This window comes from Alloalcanivorax balearicus MACL04 (assembly GCF_025532145.1).
Taxonomy (GTDB): domain Bacteria; phylum Pseudomonadota; class Gammaproteobacteria; order Pseudomonadales; family Alcanivoracaceae; genus Alloalcanivorax; species Alloalcanivorax balearicus.
In genome coordinates, this window is record NZ_ARXS01000003.1 from 21,354 (window position 1) to 37,619 (window position 16,266).

Sequence of the window (16,266 nt, forward strand, 5' to 3'; positions counted from 1 at the left end):
GCCGGAAGGTCCGGCGGGCGGGAGCGATTTGCTGTCGGCTTAGCGGTAGTCGTCGAAGCCCGGATCGTCGCGGAAGGTCAGTGCCTGATCCCAGCCGGGCAGACGAATGGACTGGTCGGTGATGCTCAGATCGTCGCCACTGAGGACGCCGTCGTTGAAGTAGTAATCCGGCGCGGTTTCGCCGGCCAGGGCACGTCGTTCGTAGTCGGCGGCGGCTTCGCGGGTGTCGGCCACCCGGTCCCGCCAACTGTCCAGCGTGCTCTGGCCATGGCGGCGGCGCAGCAGGTCCAGGGTGGCGTCCGGGGACAGCATCACCGCGGTGGCGTTGTTGCCGCCGAACCCTTTCGAGTTGAGCAGCGCCGCCGAGGGCCGCAGCTCCCGGTGCTCGCGGGAGAACGACAGATTGCTGTCATGCAGATCGGCGGCGAAATGATCCACCGTGGCGATTCCCGGCAGTAATCCATCCTGGAAAGTCCCCGCCGCGGAAGCCAGTTGATCACCGCCAGCGCTGCCCAGGGAATGGCCCACATAGGCTTTGATCGCGGCCACCGGCCAGTCGCGGATATCGAAGGCCTTGGCCACTTCGTTGAGGACGTGGGATTCGGTGACCCTGTTCTGCGGCGTGCCGGTGCCATGGGCGTGCACCACACTGTTGTTGCGCAGGGTGTCCTCGCCCAGTAACTGACGTACCAGGGAAGCGGCGCGGCCGAGGGTCAGGTAATTACCGATGCCCGGCGAGGAAATGGATTTCTTGGCGCCATCGGCGTGGACGAAGACGTCCGGTACCGACCCCAGAATGTCCGCGCCCAACTCCAGCGCCAGACTGTCGTCCATCACCACCGCGAACTGGGCGGACTCCGCCATGGTGAAACCGCAGTTGTCCGAGAACGGCCGGCAGGCACGGCGCAGGTCAGCCTGTTTGGCGCCGTCCAGGGCCGCCAGGGCTTCATCCTCGGCCAGGGCGCCCATGGCACGGTAGCCTTCCAGCACTTCCGGCACCAGTGGGGCTTCGCTGGTGCCCACCACCACCAGCCGGGCGCGGCCGTTGCGGATCGCGTGCACGGCTCTTTCCAGGTTGTAGAGGAAAGTGGCACAGGCGCCGAGCATGCCACCGGTACCACCGGGGCTGCGCAGCACATAGGCGTTGATGAAATCGGCGGTCATCTCGCCGAGGCCCAGTGGACATTGTTTGGAGGTGGTGCGCTGGCCCAGTGACGGGGCGCGCATCATGCCGCCGAGACCATGGTCGTCGAGTTGCGCCATGGCATTGGAGGCGAACACCGCGACCTCGTCCGGTGCCAGCCGGCCACGCAACTGATCCCACGGGATACCGAGCATGCCAAAGGCGTCACTGACACCGTAAATGGCCATCTGCAGGGCACGGGGATGATTGCGTGAGGCGTACAGAGTGGCGGGATCGAAACCGCTCGGCAACTGGCCGGCGGCGCTGACCCGCCGGGCGATGGCCGCCGGTGCGCGCAGTTCGGCCCCGGCGGGCACGGTGACCCGGCTGCGATGCCGGTTCAGCTCGGTGACCTGCCAGCCTTCCGGCAAGGGATGGGGCAGATCCAGATTGCGCATCTCCAGAGTCACCGGCGCATCGCTATGGCCGTTGCTCGCCATGGTGATACGCACCGCTTCCGGCAATTCACGGATCAAAGTGGCGTTCAGCAGTTGCTGGCGGTCGGTCAGGCCGGTGAGCGCGGACAGACTGTCCAGGGTCTGTTGTTGTCGGTGGGCATCCAGCGCTTCGAACACCATGCGGCGGAAGCCGTGGTGCATGGAGGTGCGGCCGGCGGCGTTGATGCCGCCCACGGCGGTAATGACGGGCAGGGCGGACATGGTACTCCCTAGACTATGACTAATCGGTCGATTCTAGGGCCCAGGATAGCGCCTGTGTAATGGATACCCTCGGACGGAGTTGCAACGGGATATTACCGCTGGCACGTCTGCACGCTGATCACCTTCTCATCAAGGGCGCTACGAAGCCGCTGTGGGAGCTTGCCTGCAAGCGAATTATGCACCGACCCCAAAAGATTCGCTTGCAGGCAAGCTCCCACAGCGGCTCCGTGGCCCGGTCTGTGGGGAGCTGCCTGACTCGGCGTTTTTTACAGCAGCTCGACGGCCACCGCGGTGGCTTCGCCGCCGCCGATACACAGGCTGGCCACGCCGCGTTTGCCGCCGGTGCGTTTGAGTGCATGAATCAGCGTCAGGATGATGCGCGAGCCGGTGGAACCGATCGGGTGGCCCAGGGCGCAGGCGCCGCCGTGGATGTTCAGTTTGTCGTGGGGGATGCCCAGATCGATCATCGGCAGCATCGCCACCATGGCGAAGGCTTCGTTGATCTCGAACAGATCCACGTCCGCCACGCTCCAGCCCACCTTTTTCAGCAGTTTCTCGGTGGCGCCGATGGGGGCCACGGTGAACTCGCTGGGGTGACGGCTGTTGGTGGCATGGCCGAGAATGCGCGCCAGCGGTCGCAGGCCGCGCTCGGCGGCGACGGATTCCCGTGCCAGCACCAGCGCGGAAGCGCCGTCGGAAATGGAACTGGCGTTGGCGGCGGTGACGGTGCCGTCCTTCTTGAACGCCGGTTTCAGATTCGGGATCTTGTCGATATTGGCGTTGCCCGGCTGCTCGTCGGTATCCACCACGGTTTCGCCCTTACGGGTGGTCACGGTGACCGGCACGATCTCTTCCTTGAACCAGCCCTGCTGGATGGCGGTTTGGGCGCGTTTCAGCGATTCGATGGCGAAAGCGTCCATCTGCTCGCGGGTGATGCCACGCTGGTCCGCCACTTCCTGTGCAAAAGAGCCCATCAGACGGCCGGTCTCGGCGTCTTCCAGACCGTCCAGGAACATATGGTCATAGACTTGGCCATGGCCCATGCGCAGGCCGGCGCGGGCCTTGTCCAGCACGTAGGGGGCGTTGGTCATGGATTCCATGCCGCCGGTGACGACGATGTCATGGCTGCCCGCCTTGATCATGTCGTGACCGAACATGGTGGCGCGCATGCCGGACCCGCACAGTTTGTTGACGGTGGTGGCGCCGGTACTGTCCGGCAGACCGGCCTGGCGCATGGCCTGGCGCGCCGGGCCCTGCTTGAGACCAGCCGGCAGCACACAGCCCATCACGACGTCTTCAATATCGGTGACCTTGAGGCCGGCGCGGGCCACCGCCTCGCGGATGGTGGTGGCGCCCAGGGTCGGCGCGGTCACCGGCGCCAGGCTGCCTTGGAAACCGCCCATGGGAGTACGGGCGCCGTTAACGATGACAACGGAATCTTCAGACATGGTCTTTCCTCGATCATGAGAGCCGTCCACCGGTCCATGGAGGGCGGCCGGGATGTAAAAACCGGCATTATTGTACTTGAGATGGGCCGAATCGTCCCCAGATGTCAGAGACACTGATGCGGATGACACAGCCGCAGCCAATCGACACGATAGTGCCGGTCTATGTGGTTCCCCGAAAAGCCGCTTGCTATGATGCTCCGGGCCACGGGTGGGAGCGCAACTTCCGCCTGCGGGTGGCTGCGATCATCCGCTTCAATGGCAACACGTCAGATAACAGTCAGGGGAAATGACTATGGCTTTTGAACTTCCGCCGCTTCCGTACGAGAAGAACGCCCTGGAACCGCACATCTCCCAGGAAACCCTCGAATATCATCACGGCAAGCACCACAACGCCTACGTCACCAAGCTCAACGAGTTGACCAAAGGCACGGACGACGAGAACAAGTCCCTGGAGGAGATCATCCAGTCCGCCAAAGGGGGATTGTTCAACCAGGCGGCGCAGGTATGGAACCATACCTTCTATTGGAACAGCCTGAGCCCCAACGGCGGTGGCGCACCCACCGGTGATCTGGCCGATGCGATCAACAAAGCCTTTGGTTCCTTCGACAAGTTCAAGGAAGAGTTCAACGCCAAAGCGGTCGGCAACTTCGGCTCCGGCTGGACCTGGCTGGTGAAAAACAGCGACGGCAGCCTGGAAATCGTCAACACCGACGACGCCGACACCCCGATCGCCCACGGCAAGGGCCAGACTCCGTTGCTGACCGTGGACGTGTGGGAGCATGCTTACTACATCGATTACCGCAACGCCCGTCCCAAGTATCTGGAAACCATCTGGAGCCTGATCAACTGGGACTTCGCCGCGAAAAACTTCGCCGGCTGATTCGGCCCTGCCGGCGGCGCCGTAACGCGCCGCTCAAGGCTTACCGCGCCGCCAGACGAGGCCTTTCGGTCACGTCGTGGCGGCGGACGGTATCTCCTCTCCCACCGGCCGTGACGCGATGCCGGACAAGATTCCCCCGACACGGTAATATGGATGCCTTGAACGGCGGCCGTTTCCGCCTGTCTGACAGATTCCCGTTCACTTTACTGGTACCACTTCAGGATGCCCTATGACCCAAGAGCGTGACGTCAAGCTGGGTGATATCGACGATCTTTCCCTGGATGATCCGCCCCATTCCAATCACCACCGGCCGCCAGCCAAGGAACCGGCTCGTCGTAGCGGCGGCGGGGGAGGGGGCGGTGGCCGACGCGAGCCACCGGCGCGCCCCAAGGGCGGTGGCGGCAGCGGCGGCTGGATCGCCGCCACGCTGGTGCTGGCGGTACTGCTGGCGGTGGTCGCGGGCTACTTCTACACCGAAATCTCCCGACTGCAAGCGCAGATGGAGACGCGTATCAGTGAGTCGTCCGAGCAACTCGGCAATCTGCAATCCAAGCTGTCCGAGACCGGCGAATCCGCCACCGAGTCCTACAGCAAACTGCAGGCCAACGTCGGCGACCTGAACAAGACGGTGAAGGAACACGGCTCCGAAATCCGCAAACTGTGGGATCTGAGCAACAAAGGCAATAAGGACGCCATTGCCGCCAACGACGCCGCGATCAAAAAGCAGGCCCAGAGTGTCCAGTCCGCCCAGGCCAGCCTGGCGGAACTGAAGAAAACCGTGACCGGTTACGATGACGCCATCCGCAAGGCCGGCGGCCAGGCGGACGCGGTACACAAGCAACTGGACAGCGCGGTGAAATCGGTCAACGACAGCAACGCCCAACTGCGTACTCAGGTCGGCCAGTTGCAAACCCAGGTGGATGTACTGGTGGATTCACTGAAACAACTGGAACAGCAGAGCAAGAACCAGCAAACCGCCATCAGTCGCCTGCAGACCCGCACCAGCGGCCAAAGCGACGAGCGCCTCAAGGAGATCGAGGCCGCCATCCAGGCCTTCGACGCCTACCGCATCCAGGTCAACAACCGCCTGGATCAATTGGAGCGCTGATCGCTTATCGACCCATACAGCCGGCTGGCTTTTGCCCGGCCGGCTGCTACAATGTGCCCGCCCGCGCCAGTGGTGGAATTGGTAGACACGCCAGATTTAGGTTCTGGTGCCGAGAGGTGTGGGGGTTCAAGTCCCTCCTGGCGCACCACTATCCCCTGTTTTATTCCTTTCGGTTTCGAGTGATATCCGCCGGATTTTCGACGGGTTTATCATTCGTCGCTGTTACGACTCTCTTTGTGGTTTTTCACCAACGGCAGAAAAATCCTGTCCACCCACGCTGTCCGTAACGCCTCCGGCGGCGGCGAGAAGGTCATCAGGACGTGGTGACGAAACAGCACGCCCAGCAGAGTATCCACCGGAGGGGCAAGGTTTTGCTCCAGAATCTCACCACGCTCCACCGCTCTGTCCAGAAGAGCTCTGAGCGTTTCCTTGCCGCCCGCCAACAGGGCTGTGCGCAGGTCCTGTGGCGTGGAGGACGTGTCCTGAAAATACTCGCTGGAAAACAACGTGAAGACGGCGGCGATCCCCTTGGCGCGGGTGGAGGCCAATTCCAGGTATTCCAGCAGCTCCGTGCGCAGATCACCATGATCCGCCACGGCCATGGGGTGCTTCGCCATCTGCTGCCGGATCGCCGCGATGGCCAGTTCCGCTTTGTCGTTCCAGCGTCGGGCCAGTACCGGTCGGCTGGTGCCGGCTCGATTGGCCACGCCCTCCATGGTTAAACCGCCATATCCGCGTTCGGTCAGTTCCGTCCAGGCTGCTTCCAGCAGCGCGGCCTCGAGATCCGCGCCGCGCCGGCGTCCTTTCATCATATGAATCCTTTATTAAGATGCATGAATGTATCTTGACTTGCCGGGAAGTCAATCAATAGGATGCGTCAACGCATCTTAATTGACGAGGCATGAAAATGACAAATGGTCATGGGTTGAGACGCCTGGGTGAGGCGGGTTTGAGATGCTCGCTGGGTATGGTGATGCTCGGTATCTCGGCGTCGGCGACGGCGGATTCGGATCTGGAAGCGGGGCCGCCGGAGGAATGGGAGCTTGGCACGGCGGACTCAGGGCAATCCCGCTCCCGTCACTTGGCTCTGGGCCTGGGGGTCGCGGCGCTACCCCGATACCAGGGCTCCGATGAGTATGAGGCCGAGCCCGTTCCCCTTATTGACGCACGCTACGGTCGCTTCTTCGCCAGAAGCGGCGAGGGCATTGGCATCACCGCCATCGACACTGACGGATTCACGGCGGGTGTCAGCGCTAACTGGATGAGAGGTTACCAGGATGACGATGTGCCCAGGGGTATCGACGAGGCAGACAGTGCTCTGGGGGCACGGCTCTTTGTCTCGACGAGACTTTGGGGCGCGGTGGCTACCCTGGCCGCCACTCGGGCCATTACCGAAGTGGAGCGAGGGTTGCTGGTCAATGCCGCTCTGGCTTATCCCATTCACGCCACGGAACGGTTGGTGGTGACCCCGAGCCTGGGCGCGACCTGGGCCAATGAGAAATACATGATCAGTTATTTCGGCATTGATGCCACCGAATCGGCGGCGTCGGGATTGGCCCCGTATCAACCGGAGGACGGCTTCAAGGATGCCTCGCTCCGTATCAGCGCCAGCTATCGGATGACGGAGAAAGTCAGCGCCTGGGGGGCCGTCGGGGTAACGCGTCTGCTTGGTGAAGCAGCGGACAGTCCTCTGGTCGAGGACGACACGCATGCCATCGGGCTGCTCGGGTTCGTCTACAGATTCTGAATCACGGATGGTGTGGCAGGGCTAGTGCATTTCGTTCATGTCGTGGGTCAGGTTGCGTTGCAGGGTGTGCTTGAGCATGGCATTCAGATCCACATCCAGTTCAGCCAGTGAGCGTGCCGGCCGTTGCTCCCGGGTCGAGAACGGAGTGATGCCTGTCGGTGCCGCGACTCGGGGGGCGAGGGTGAATTCATCGAGCAGTATTTCCTCGCCCTCGGGGTACAGGTCGCCGTCTTCATCGCTGACCGCGTAGCTGCGTGCGTGGATCCGCCGGTCTTCCACATCCACGACGGTGAAGCCGTGACATACCCTGGAAACAGCGGCCCAGTTGGCGGGATCCTCGATCAGGTCGTAGAGGCTCTGCCCGCCGCCTCCCTGGGTGACCTGCACGTAGCCGGTATCGGATTGCTTGCCGTAGCCCATCGGATGCGAGCGCTCGAAAACATGGTCATGGCCCACCAGGACCAGGTCCACGTCGTAGCGCAGCAGAATTTGTTCTTCCACCGCCACCAGCGCGAAGTTGGCGGGGTCGCGGCCTTCGCAGTTGGTCCACAGCGTGTAGTGCTGGACAAAAACGATGAAGTCGATTTCGCCGTCACGTCGCCGCCGCCAGGCTTCGGCCAGGTCTTTTTCCATTGCCGCCAGTTCCACCAGAAGCTCGGTGGTGGTGGATAAATCGGTCAGCAGTGAGCCGCCAGTGCTGAAAAAGAAATGCACGCGGTTGTAGTCGAAACCGTAATAAATGCCTTTACCCGGCTGGCTGACGCGGGTGCGATAGCCCTGGCCCCCACCATCCTTGTTTTCGTGGTTGCCGGGGCAGGTCATTACCGGCACCCGGGCAGCGAGGGGCTCGAGCATGTCGAAATAGCGGTCCCATACCGGCTGGTCGCCGTTGGCGTAGGAGAGATCGCCGGCGACGATGAAGAAATCCGGCGCCAGGGTCTCCACGTTGCTCAGAACACGCCGGCTGGCGTCCCGCAATCCGTGATCGCCGAAGTGGCAAAGACGAAGGCCATCGGTGCGAGTGGGCGCTAACACCCGCGTTGGACTCCAGCCGCCGTTGTCTGAGCCGACCCGATAACGTACCGCCTGTCCCGCTTGCAGGCCGGTCAGCGTGGCTACGTGAGTGAGGGCATCCACACCGTAAGTCTCATGAACCGTACCGGCGACCTCAAAAGGAAAGGCCTCGTTGGTGGGTGAACATGAATCCGAATCCCCGATGACGGGACCGTACTGAACCCGGGTGCCGGGATCCGTGGTGCCGTCGGTGAACCAGGTCAGGGTGCGGGTGGTGTGAGGATGATCGGTCCAACTGGCGTGAAGCCCTCGCGGCGGTTGCGCGCCGGCGGTTTCCTCGGGAGGGCATTCGGGCTCCTCCGGTGTCTCCGGATCGTCCGGTTGGTTTGGGGAGGGGGTAGATGGGGTGGACGGCGGGCTGGAGCCGGAGCCCCCGCCACCGCAGGCGGTGAGGGTCGACGATGCCATCCCCAACAGAATGGCCCGGACGATAGCGCGGCGAGTAAAAAGGGAGTCCACGGTAAGTACCTTTAATGCCAGAACCGTTGCAGCACGAAAGGCAAACCCTAAGAGGCCTTGTTGTCGCTAATGTGACGTTCCCGTTTTGGGATACATAAAAAAACAATACTCCGCAAAGATTCCGTATCTCCGTGTCGGAAGGATTTTTTGCAGGGCTATCCGTCCAGGTTCTGCCGGAAAAACGACTTGATTGCGCCTAACACTTCCTCCGGTTTTTCCTTGTGTGGTACATGGCCACAGTCCGGCACGATCTTCTTCGTCGCCGGTCCGGCGCACAGGGAGGTGATGCGTTCAGGGTGAATCAGCGAGCCGTACTCATCCTGGTCACCATGGATGGCGAGCACCGGACAACGCACCTGGGGCAGGGCGTCATTGAGCGTCCAGTCCTGGAAAGGCTGGGAAAGCCAGGTGTCGACCCAGGCGCTGAGTACCCATTCCGCTTTGTCGCCGTGATATTTGCGCAGACGATCCATTTGTTCTTTTTCGGCGAAGCCGCGGTCAGCGTCACGAATGCCGGCCAGGGTGACGTCCTCGACGAAGGTCTGGGCGGATTCCGTGATCAAAGCCTGGCAGCGGTCGGCAAAAACATTGGCGCAGAACGTGGCCATGCCGCCACCGACGCTGTGTCCGAAGACCACCGTATTCTGCAATTGCAGTGCCTGGCAAAGTTCGGGGAAGGTGTCCTGCGCTTCCCGCCGTACGAAGTCGGGCTCCAATGTGCCGGGGTGAGGATCCGATTGGCCGAAGCCAAGCCGGTCATAGGCGATCACCTCCCGTCCGGTGACACTGGCAAGCTGTTGCGGGAAGTCGCGCCATAGTGCGACACAGCCCAGTGAATCATGGAACAGAACTATCGGCGTCGGAGCGGCGATGTTTTTCGGTGTCCAGCGTTTCACGAAAAGGCGCCCCTGGGAGGCGTTGATCCAGGTTTCTTCCACGAAAAGCGAGTGCATGCGGCTTCCTTGATTCTATCGGTGGTGCTCTCTCCGGATGGCCGGGAGCGGCCGGTCAGGGAATGGGGTGGTTGCGGGCATCCGTCGCGATCATAACAAGGGCGTGTTTTTCATGCCCGCTCCATCCCGGGAATGTCTTTCATCTTCTCAACCAGAAAATCGATCAACAAGCGTACCCGGGCGATGCCGGCGCGTTCCGGCACGATCAGCAGATTGATCGGTACTGGCGGCAACGTATAGTCCGGCAGAATCCGCACAAGGCGGCCCGAGGCCAGCAGGTCATCCACCAGCCAGTGATGGACGGGGCCGAGTCCGCGGCCGGCGGCGAAGGCTTCACGGGCAGCCAGGCCGTGATCGACGCGCAGACGTCCGCCGAACGGCACGGCATGTTGGCGGCCATCCGGTCCTTGCAGGGTCAGGGTATCGCTGCCCGCCACATTGATCATGCGCACGCCCTGATGCCGGGACAGGGCCTCGATGGAGGTGGGTGTACCGTGGAGGGCCAGATATTCCGGTGAGGCCACCAGCAGGCGTTGGGAGCGACCCAGCGGGCGCAGCTTGAGGTTGCTGTCATTGAGTGGGCCCAGCCGCAGGGCCAGGTCCACGCCTTCGCGGACCAGGTCAATGCGCTCATCGGTGAGATTGAAATCGACGTCGATGTCCGGGTAACGATCCTGGAAGGCGAATACCAGCCGGCTGGCTTGCCGCACGCCAAACGCGGCGGAGCAGGACAAGCGGATGGTGCCGGCTTCGGCGCCACGGGCACTGCGGGCTTCCGCCGCCGCCTGATCCAGCAGGCGCAGAATCTGTACGCATCGGGCGTAATAACGGCGGCCCTCCTCGGTGACGGTAACACGGCGAGTGGTGCGGCTGAGCAGCGGCACCCCCAACGCCTCCTCCAACTCCCGCAGGTGACGGGTCACGGTGGACTGTCCGACGCCCAGTTCCCGTGCCACCGCCGACAGACCACCCCTTTCGACGACGCGGACGAAGCTGCGCAGGCGTTCCAGGCTGATGTTTGATTTATCCATTTTTCGGCTAAATGTTATGTATTGCATTGGTATACCGGATTAACGCCTTCCTGGCTATGGTCCTTTCTCCGAGCAATCAATGGAGAAGATCCATGAAGGTATTATTGGTGTTTGCCCATCCGGAGCCCCGTTCGCTGAATGGCGCCCTGCGTGATGTGGCGGTGAGCGAATTGGAAGCGCAGGGGCATGAGGTGCGAGTCTCGGATCTTCATGCCCAGGGCTGGAAGTCCCAGGTGGATCGCGCTGATTTCCCGGCGTTGCCGGCGCGGTCGCGGCTGAAAGTGCCCGGTGCCTCCAAGGACGCGTTCGTTGCTGATGGTTTGAGCGCGGATGTGGCGATGGAAATTGAGAAACTGCGATGGGCGGATACCTTGATTCTGCAGTTCCCGCTGTGGTGGTTTTCCATGCCGGCGATTTTGAAGGGTTGGGTGGATCGCGTGTTCGCCTATGGTTTCGCCTATGGAGTGGGGGAGCATAGTGATCATCGCTGGGGAGACCGCTATGGCGAGGGCAGCCTGGCGGGAAAGAAAGCCATGCTGATGGTGACCGCCGGTGGTTGGCGGGAGCATTACTCGGCTCGCGGCATCAACGGCCCGATAGAGGATCTGCTGTTCCCGATCCATCACGGCATCCTGTTCTATCCCGGTTATCAGGTGCTGCCGCCGTTCGTGGTGTATCAGGCGGACCGGTTCGTTGAGCGGGACTTTGAGACCGCGGCACAGCGGCTGCGGGAACGGCTGCGCAATCTGGAAACCACCGCACCGATGGCATACCGGCGGCAGAATGCCGGTGATTACACCATCCCCGAATGCGAATTGCGGCCCGGATTGGAGGGCGCCGGTGACAGCGGATTCGCTCTGCACCTGCGCGATGACGGAAAACGGTAACCTGATCAGGGTGTAATTAGCGTAACCGAACGTGCCGAACGTCATCCTGGACGGGTATCATGCTTCCTTCTGGAGTGACGCCCGGCATGGGAGGCGCGCATGAAAAACGGACTGTTCCTGTTGATTGCCATTGTCTCCGAGGTGGCGGCGACGTCGGCGTTGAAAGCCAGTGAAGGCTTCACCCGGCTGTGGCCGTCGCTGGTGGTGGTGTTGGGGTACGGGTTGGCGTTCTACTTCCTGTCGCTGACGTTGCGAGTGATTCCGGTGGGCGTGGCCTACGCCATATGGTCTGGTCTGGGCGTGGTGTTGGTGGCTTTGCTGTCCTGGCTGATCTATGGGCAAAAGCTGGATGCACCGGCGATGTTGGGCATGGCGCTGATCATTAGCGGTGTGGTGGTAATGAATCTGTTCTCCAGTTCCTCGGCTCATTGAGCCGGGCGATCAGACAGCCGAGGTTGAAATTGGCACTGCTTGTTCTTATTATTTGACTTCGTCAACTACTTGTTGTCCCCGTTCACACCTCAACATCAGGTCTCCTATGTCCCGTCCTTATCCGGTTACCTTGCCTGTCGTATTGGCACTGGCCATGGCGCTGGGGCCTTTATCGGTGGACGCGTATCTGCCGGCGTTTCCCCGCATGGCCGAAGCGTTGGGGGTGGAGATCAGCGAGATCGCCCGCAGCCTGTCGATTTACGTGTTCGGCCTGGCGGTAGGGCAATTGGTGGGCGGGCCGTTGTCCGATGCCATCGGGCGGGCGCGGGTGATGTATCTGGGCTTGGCGATTTTCATGGTCGCCTGCCTTGGTGTCAGCAGTTCGGAATCAGTCTCCGCGCTGCTCGGCTGGCGGGCGCTGCAGGCGTTTGGCGGCGGCTGCGTCGCGGTGCTGGTGCCGGCGTTGGTGCGGGACCGGGTACATGGCGCGGATGCCGCCAAACTGTTCAGTATGATCGGTTTGATCATGGTGGTGGCACCGGGGGTAGCGCCAAGCATTGGCAGCGCCATTCTGGCGGTGGGAAGCTGGCATACCATCTTTCAGTTTCTGGCGGTGTACGCGGTATGCCTGGCGCCACTGACTTACTTTTTCGTGCTGCGGAAGAGTCCACGCAATGGCGGTGGTGCGGCGCCGGCGGAGTCTCTCTGGCAGCGTTACAAGGCGGTGTTCGCCATCACTCCGGCGTTGCCTTTCCTGTTTCTGCAGGCGTTTGCGTTTTCGGTAATGATGCTGTTCATCACCCATGCGTCCTTTATTTATCAGGAACACTTCGGTCACTCGGAGAGCGTATTCGCGCTGATGTTTGGCGCCAACATCGTGATGATGCTGGTCGCCAACCTCACCAACCGGGTATTGCTGAACCGGTTCTCTTCCCGCCAGATACTGTGCGGTTTTTTGCTGCTGCAATTTGTCGGCTGCCTGTTGCTGGCGATCATGACCGCCGCTGAGGCCCCGGTGTGGCTGTTCCTGCCGGCGATGATGCTCACCGTGGGGGCCCAGGGTGGGGTGGTGCCGAACAATCAGGCTTGCTTCATGGAGTACTTCGACCGTCACGGTGGCACTGCCACGTCGCTGTTGGGCGCCGCTCAATTCGGTATCGCCGGAGCGTTGAGTGCCTTGTCCACACTGCTGCCGGAAACCCTGCCGTCGGTGATCGCCGCCATGTTCGCCTGCTCGCTGGTGTGCATGGTGATCGTCATGGTGGTGGTGAGGCCATTCCGCGATCCGGCCTGAGTCGCAACGCACCATTCGTCATTCGCGAGCAAGCTCCTCCCACAACGACTTCGTAGCCCTCTGTGGGAAGCGAGCTTGCTCGCGAATAGCCGGGATCAGTGCCCCATTGGCGGCGCTGTCGCTTCCACGCATTGCGTGATCACCTCGATGACCAGATCCCGGCTCGGATTGGGCTGATCCCGCGGCCAGATGCACAGCGACTGGTGATGGGCCGGGGCATCGTCGATTGGCAGGAACACCTCCTGGCGGAAGCGCGCTCCAGTCAGCGCCTTGGGCACCAGCGAGACGCCCATGCCGTGGGCCACCAGCGCCATGATGGTGAGCCAGTGCGTCACCTGATGGCGGATCTGCGGCTCCAGGCCAGCCAGGTGGAACTGGGAAATGATGCGATCATAATAGTGTGGTGCCAGATTGCGGCTGAACATGATCAGCGGCTCGCCGGCCAGATCCCGCAATGTCAGCGAGCGCCGTGAAGCCAGCGGATGGTGCGGAGGCAGACAGGCCAGGAAAGGGTCCTCGGTAATGGGCAGCGAGGCGATGCCGTCCGGCAGCGGCATGGCATGGATGAAGGCCAGATCCAGTTGCCTGGCCTGCAGCGCCGCCAACTGTTCCGCCGAGTTACGTTCGATCAACTGAACCTCGATGCCGGGGTGGGCGTCTTCCAGTTGCCTCAGCATCGCCGGCAGGTGGCGAAAGATCATCGCCGGGGTGAATCCCATCCGCACCACGCCGGAGGCGCTGGAAGCGATCCGCTGCACCAGGTTCTGTGAGGCTTCCAGATTTTCCAGCAGCCGCCGGGCTTCGCGCTGAAATACCTCGCCGGCCGGCGTCAGGGCCACGTGCTTACTGCTGCGTTCCAGCAGCTTTACCCCCAGTTCCTCTTCCAACTGACGCAGGCTGGCGCTCAACGGTGGCTGGGAGATATGCAGACGTTTGGCGGCGCGTCCGAAATGCAGGTCCTCGGCGAGCACCAGGAAGTAGCGTAATTGGCGGAAGGTCAGGGCCATGCTCCGGCTCCCATTAAAGATACTGAAAATGCTATTGATGAATAGAAAAATCGGATTGGAGGTCGGAAAAACCCCTTTATATCATGCGATAAATACTATGAATAAGAGAGGTTTGCCATGGCCAAGGCGATTTATCGCAATATTCCGGACAGCCAGGGGAACAACGCTTACCAACAGGACCCGGATTTCGCCCGTTTATTGTCGGTGTATCTGCCCGCGGAACTGCGTGATCACCTGGAGCCGGTGTTTCAGGAACTGGGTGCCCTGACCGGGGACGAGCTGGAAAGGCTGGCGCGGGAGGCGGACCGCAATCCTCCGACGCTGCGATTCCGTAATCGGGACGGCAGCGACGCTCAGGTGGTGGAGAAGCATCCCTCCTATCAGCGGCTGGAGTACTACGCTTTTTCCCGCTTCGGCCTGGCCGCCATGTCCCATCGCGGCAATGTTCTGGGCTGGCCGGAAGTGATGCCGCCGTTGGTCAAATATGGGCTCACTTATCTGTTCGTGCAGGCGGAGTTCGGTCTGTGCTGTCCGTTGAGCATGACCGACGCGCTGACACGTACCCTGCGCAAGTTCGGTGACGAGGTGCTGATCAACCGGTTCATCGACGATCTAACCTCCCAGGACGAGGATTCTCTGTTCCAGGGCGCCATGTTCATGACCGAGCAGGACGCCGGCTCCGACGTCGGCGCGATTACCACCGAGGCTCGCTTCGAGGACGGTGTCTGGCGTTTGTACGGTGATAAGTGGTTCTGCTCCAACGCCGACGCGGATCTGGCCATGGTGCTGGCCCGTCCCTCCGGTGGTGACGGTGGCACCAAGGGGCTGACTTTGTTCCTGTTGCCTCGCCGGTTGTCCGACGGCAGCCTCAACCGCTATCGCCTCATCCGCCTCAAGGACAAACTGGGCACCCGCTCCATGGCCAGCGGTGAAATCGTGCTGGAAGGGGCGGAAGCCTACGTGGTGGGGGAGCCGGGTAACGGCTTCAAGCAGATGACGGACATGATCAACATGTCACGGCTGTCCAATGGCGTGCGTTCCGCCGGCATGATGCGCCGTTCCGTCAATGAAGCCCTGTTCATTGCCCGCAACCGGGTGGCGTTCGGGCGCAAGCTGATTGACCTGCCGCTGCTGAAGCGGCAACTGGTGAAGATGATGGTCACCGCCGAGCAGGGCCGCAGCATGGTGTTCCATACCGCCGAGTGTCTGCGCCGCGCGGATCAGGGTGATGCGGTGGCGGCCAAACTGCTGCGTATCCTCACGCCGTTGATCAAGTTCCGCACCACCCGGGATGCCCGCAAGGTCGCCGCGGATGGCATGGAAGTGCGTGGCGGTTGCGGCTATATCGAAGAATGGTCCGATGCCCGGGTATTACGCGATGCGCACCTGGGATCGATCTGGGAAGGCACCAGCAACATCGTCGCGCTGGATGTGTTCCGCGCGATCCGGCGGGAACAGACTTTGCCGGTGCTGAGCGAGCATCTTCAACAACTGTTGTCGGAAAGTGCTCTTTCCGCTGTCGAACGCCAGCGCTTCGAGGCGGTTCTGCAACAGGTAACGGCCGCCGCCAATCAAGTGGCTGGCGACAACACCCTGGAAGCGGACGCGCGCCGCATCGCCAGCGCTCTGTATAACTTCACCTCGGCGGTGTTCCTGGCCTGGGAAGCAGCGCAAATCGGCGATGACCTGCGCCGCCTGGCGCTGGCCAAACTGGTGTTGAGCCATAAGCTGCTGCCGCGGGATCCGCTCAAACCGGAGGCTGGCGACGGCGCCTGGCTGGCGGCCTTGCTGGCGGAAACGCCGCTGTCCCGGGATCAGGTGGATGCGGTCTGGGAAGAGTAGATATCGCGGTTGATAGCGCGCTCCCACAGGAGGAGTGGGTTGCTTTTGTGGGGGCGGTCCACGGACCGCCGCTGTCCCATAATGTCAGCAGAGTCTGGTGCTTTGGTTTGTGAATTTCTCAATGCCCTATCGGCAGGTGCTGGGAACACGAATTCAGAGAGGGCTACGAAGCCGCTGTGGGAGCTTGTCCGGGCTTCAGAAGCCATGCGCCAGCACCATCAAAAATTGTGGGGCATCTGTGGCTCACACGCCGTCGCCATTT

At 61.9% G+C, this 16,266-nt stretch carries 14 protein-coding genes and 1 tRNA gene; 8 read left to right on the plus strand and 7 right to left on the minus strand.

All coding sequences use genetic code 11. From position 1 onward, the window contains the following. Window positions 1–39: 39 nt before the first annotated feature. Both MA04_RS03545 and MA04_RS03550 read right to left on the minus strand, forming a co-directional pair. Entirely contained in the window at window positions 40–1,842 is a 1,803-nt protein-coding gene (locus MA04_RS03545) for a beta-ketoacyl synthase (RefSeq protein ID WP_262459476.1), read from the minus strand. A gap of 266 nt (window positions 1,843–2,108) precedes the next feature. After that, entirely contained in the window at window positions 2,109–3,290 is a 1,182-nt protein-coding gene (locus MA04_RS03550) for an acetyl-CoA C-acyltransferase (RefSeq protein ID WP_262459477.1), read from the minus strand. A 292-nt stretch (window positions 3,291–3,582) separates the two neighbouring features. On the opposite strand from MA04_RS03550, the gene MA04_RS03555 reads away from it, so the two are divergent. The 3 genes from MA04_RS03555 (at window position 3,583) to MA04_RS03565 (ending at window position 5,426) form a co-directional block, all read left to right on the plus strand. Beyond that, window positions 3,583–4,170 carry a superoxide dismutase gene (locus tag MA04_RS03555; RefSeq protein ID WP_163125575.1) on the plus strand — a complete coding sequence of 196 codons (588 nt, stop codon included), beginning with the start codon at window positions 3,583–3,585 and terminating at the stop codon, window positions 4,168–4,170. Between the two features lie 229 nt (window positions 4,171–4,399). Next, window positions 4,400–5,278, plus strand: a complete 879-nt coding sequence (locus MA04_RS03560) for a hypothetical protein (RefSeq protein ID WP_262459478.1) — start codon at window positions 4,400–4,402, stop codon at window positions 5,276–5,278. Window positions 5,279–5,341: 63 nt separating this feature from the next. After that, a tRNA-Leu gene (locus MA04_RS03565) sits at window positions 5,342–5,426 on the plus strand. A 61-nt stretch (window positions 5,427–5,487) separates the two neighbouring features. Here the strand turns inward: MA04_RS03565 and MA04_RS03570 are convergent. Then, entirely contained in the window at window positions 5,488–6,090 is a 603-nt protein-coding gene (locus MA04_RS03570; protein WP_262459479.1) for a TetR/AcrR family transcriptional regulator, read from the minus strand. A 95-nt stretch (window positions 6,091–6,185) separates the two neighbouring features. On the opposite strand from MA04_RS03570, the gene MA04_RS03575 reads away from it, so the two are divergent. Beyond that, window positions 6,186–7,025, plus strand: a complete 840-nt coding sequence (locus MA04_RS03575; protein ID WP_240342812.1) for a MipA/OmpV family protein — start codon at window positions 6,186–6,188, stop codon at window positions 7,023–7,025. Window positions 7,026–7,046: 21 nt separating this feature from the next. On the opposite strand, the gene MA04_RS03580 is transcribed toward MA04_RS03575, so the two are convergent. The 3 genes from MA04_RS03580 to MA04_RS03590 all read right to left on the minus strand — a co-directional run bounded on the left by MA04_RS03580 (window position 7,047) and on the right by MA04_RS03590 (window position 10,542). Then, a complete protein-coding gene (locus tag MA04_RS03580; RefSeq protein WP_262459480.1) occupies window positions 7,047–8,558 on the minus strand; it encodes a purple acid phosphatase family protein in 1,512 nt (503 codons plus the stop codon). A gap of 155 nt (window positions 8,559–8,713) precedes the next feature. After that, the gene (locus MA04_RS03585) at window positions 8,714–9,511 is read right to left on the minus strand and encodes an alpha/beta fold hydrolase (protein WP_262459481.1); all 798 of its coding nucleotides are present in this window, start codon (window positions 9,509–9,511) and stop codon (window positions 8,714–8,716) included. A 110-nt stretch (window positions 9,512–9,621) separates the two neighbouring features. Continuing rightward, window positions 9,622–10,542, minus strand: a complete 921-nt coding sequence (locus tag MA04_RS03590; RefSeq protein WP_262459482.1) for a LysR family transcriptional regulator — start codon at window positions 10,540–10,542, stop codon at window positions 9,622–9,624. Between the two features lie 92 nt (window positions 10,543–10,634). Between MA04_RS03590 and MA04_RS03595 the strand changes: the two genes are divergently transcribed. The 3 genes from MA04_RS03595 (at window position 10,635) to MA04_RS03605 (ending at window position 13,155) form a co-directional block, all read left to right on the plus strand. After that, window positions 10,635–11,429 (plus strand): NAD(P)H-dependent oxidoreductase, encoded by a 795-nt coding sequence (locus tag MA04_RS03595; RefSeq protein WP_163127146.1) that lies wholly within the window; start codon window positions 10,635–10,637, stop codon window positions 11,427–11,429. Window positions 11,430–11,528: 99 nt separating this feature from the next. Further along, window positions 11,529–11,861 carry a DMT family transporter gene (locus MA04_RS03600; protein WP_014995686.1) on the plus strand — a complete coding sequence of 111 codons (333 nt, stop codon included), beginning with the start codon at window positions 11,529–11,531 and terminating at the stop codon, window positions 11,859–11,861. Between the two features lie 106 nt (window positions 11,862–11,967). Next, window positions 11,968–13,155: a multidrug effflux MFS transporter gene (locus tag MA04_RS03605; RefSeq protein WP_262459483.1), complete on the plus strand. Its 1,188-nt coding sequence runs from the start codon at window positions 11,968–11,970 to the stop codon at window positions 13,153–13,155. A 95-nt stretch (window positions 13,156–13,250) separates the two neighbouring features. Here the strand turns inward: MA04_RS03605 and MA04_RS03610 are convergent, their stop codons facing one another. After that, on the minus strand, window positions 13,251–14,162 hold the full coding sequence (locus MA04_RS03610; RefSeq protein ID WP_262459484.1) for a LysR family transcriptional regulator: 912 nt from the start codon (window positions 14,160–14,162) through the stop codon (window positions 13,251–13,253). 117 nt (window positions 14,163–14,279) lie between these two features. On the opposite strand from MA04_RS03610, the gene MA04_RS03615 reads away from it, so the two are divergent. Beyond that, window positions 14,280–16,004 carry an acyl-CoA dehydrogenase family protein gene (locus tag MA04_RS03615; protein WP_163127149.1) on the plus strand — a complete coding sequence of 575 codons (1,725 nt, stop codon included), beginning with the start codon at window positions 14,280–14,282 and terminating at the stop codon, window positions 16,002–16,004. Window positions 16,005–16,266 lie beyond the last annotated feature (262 nt).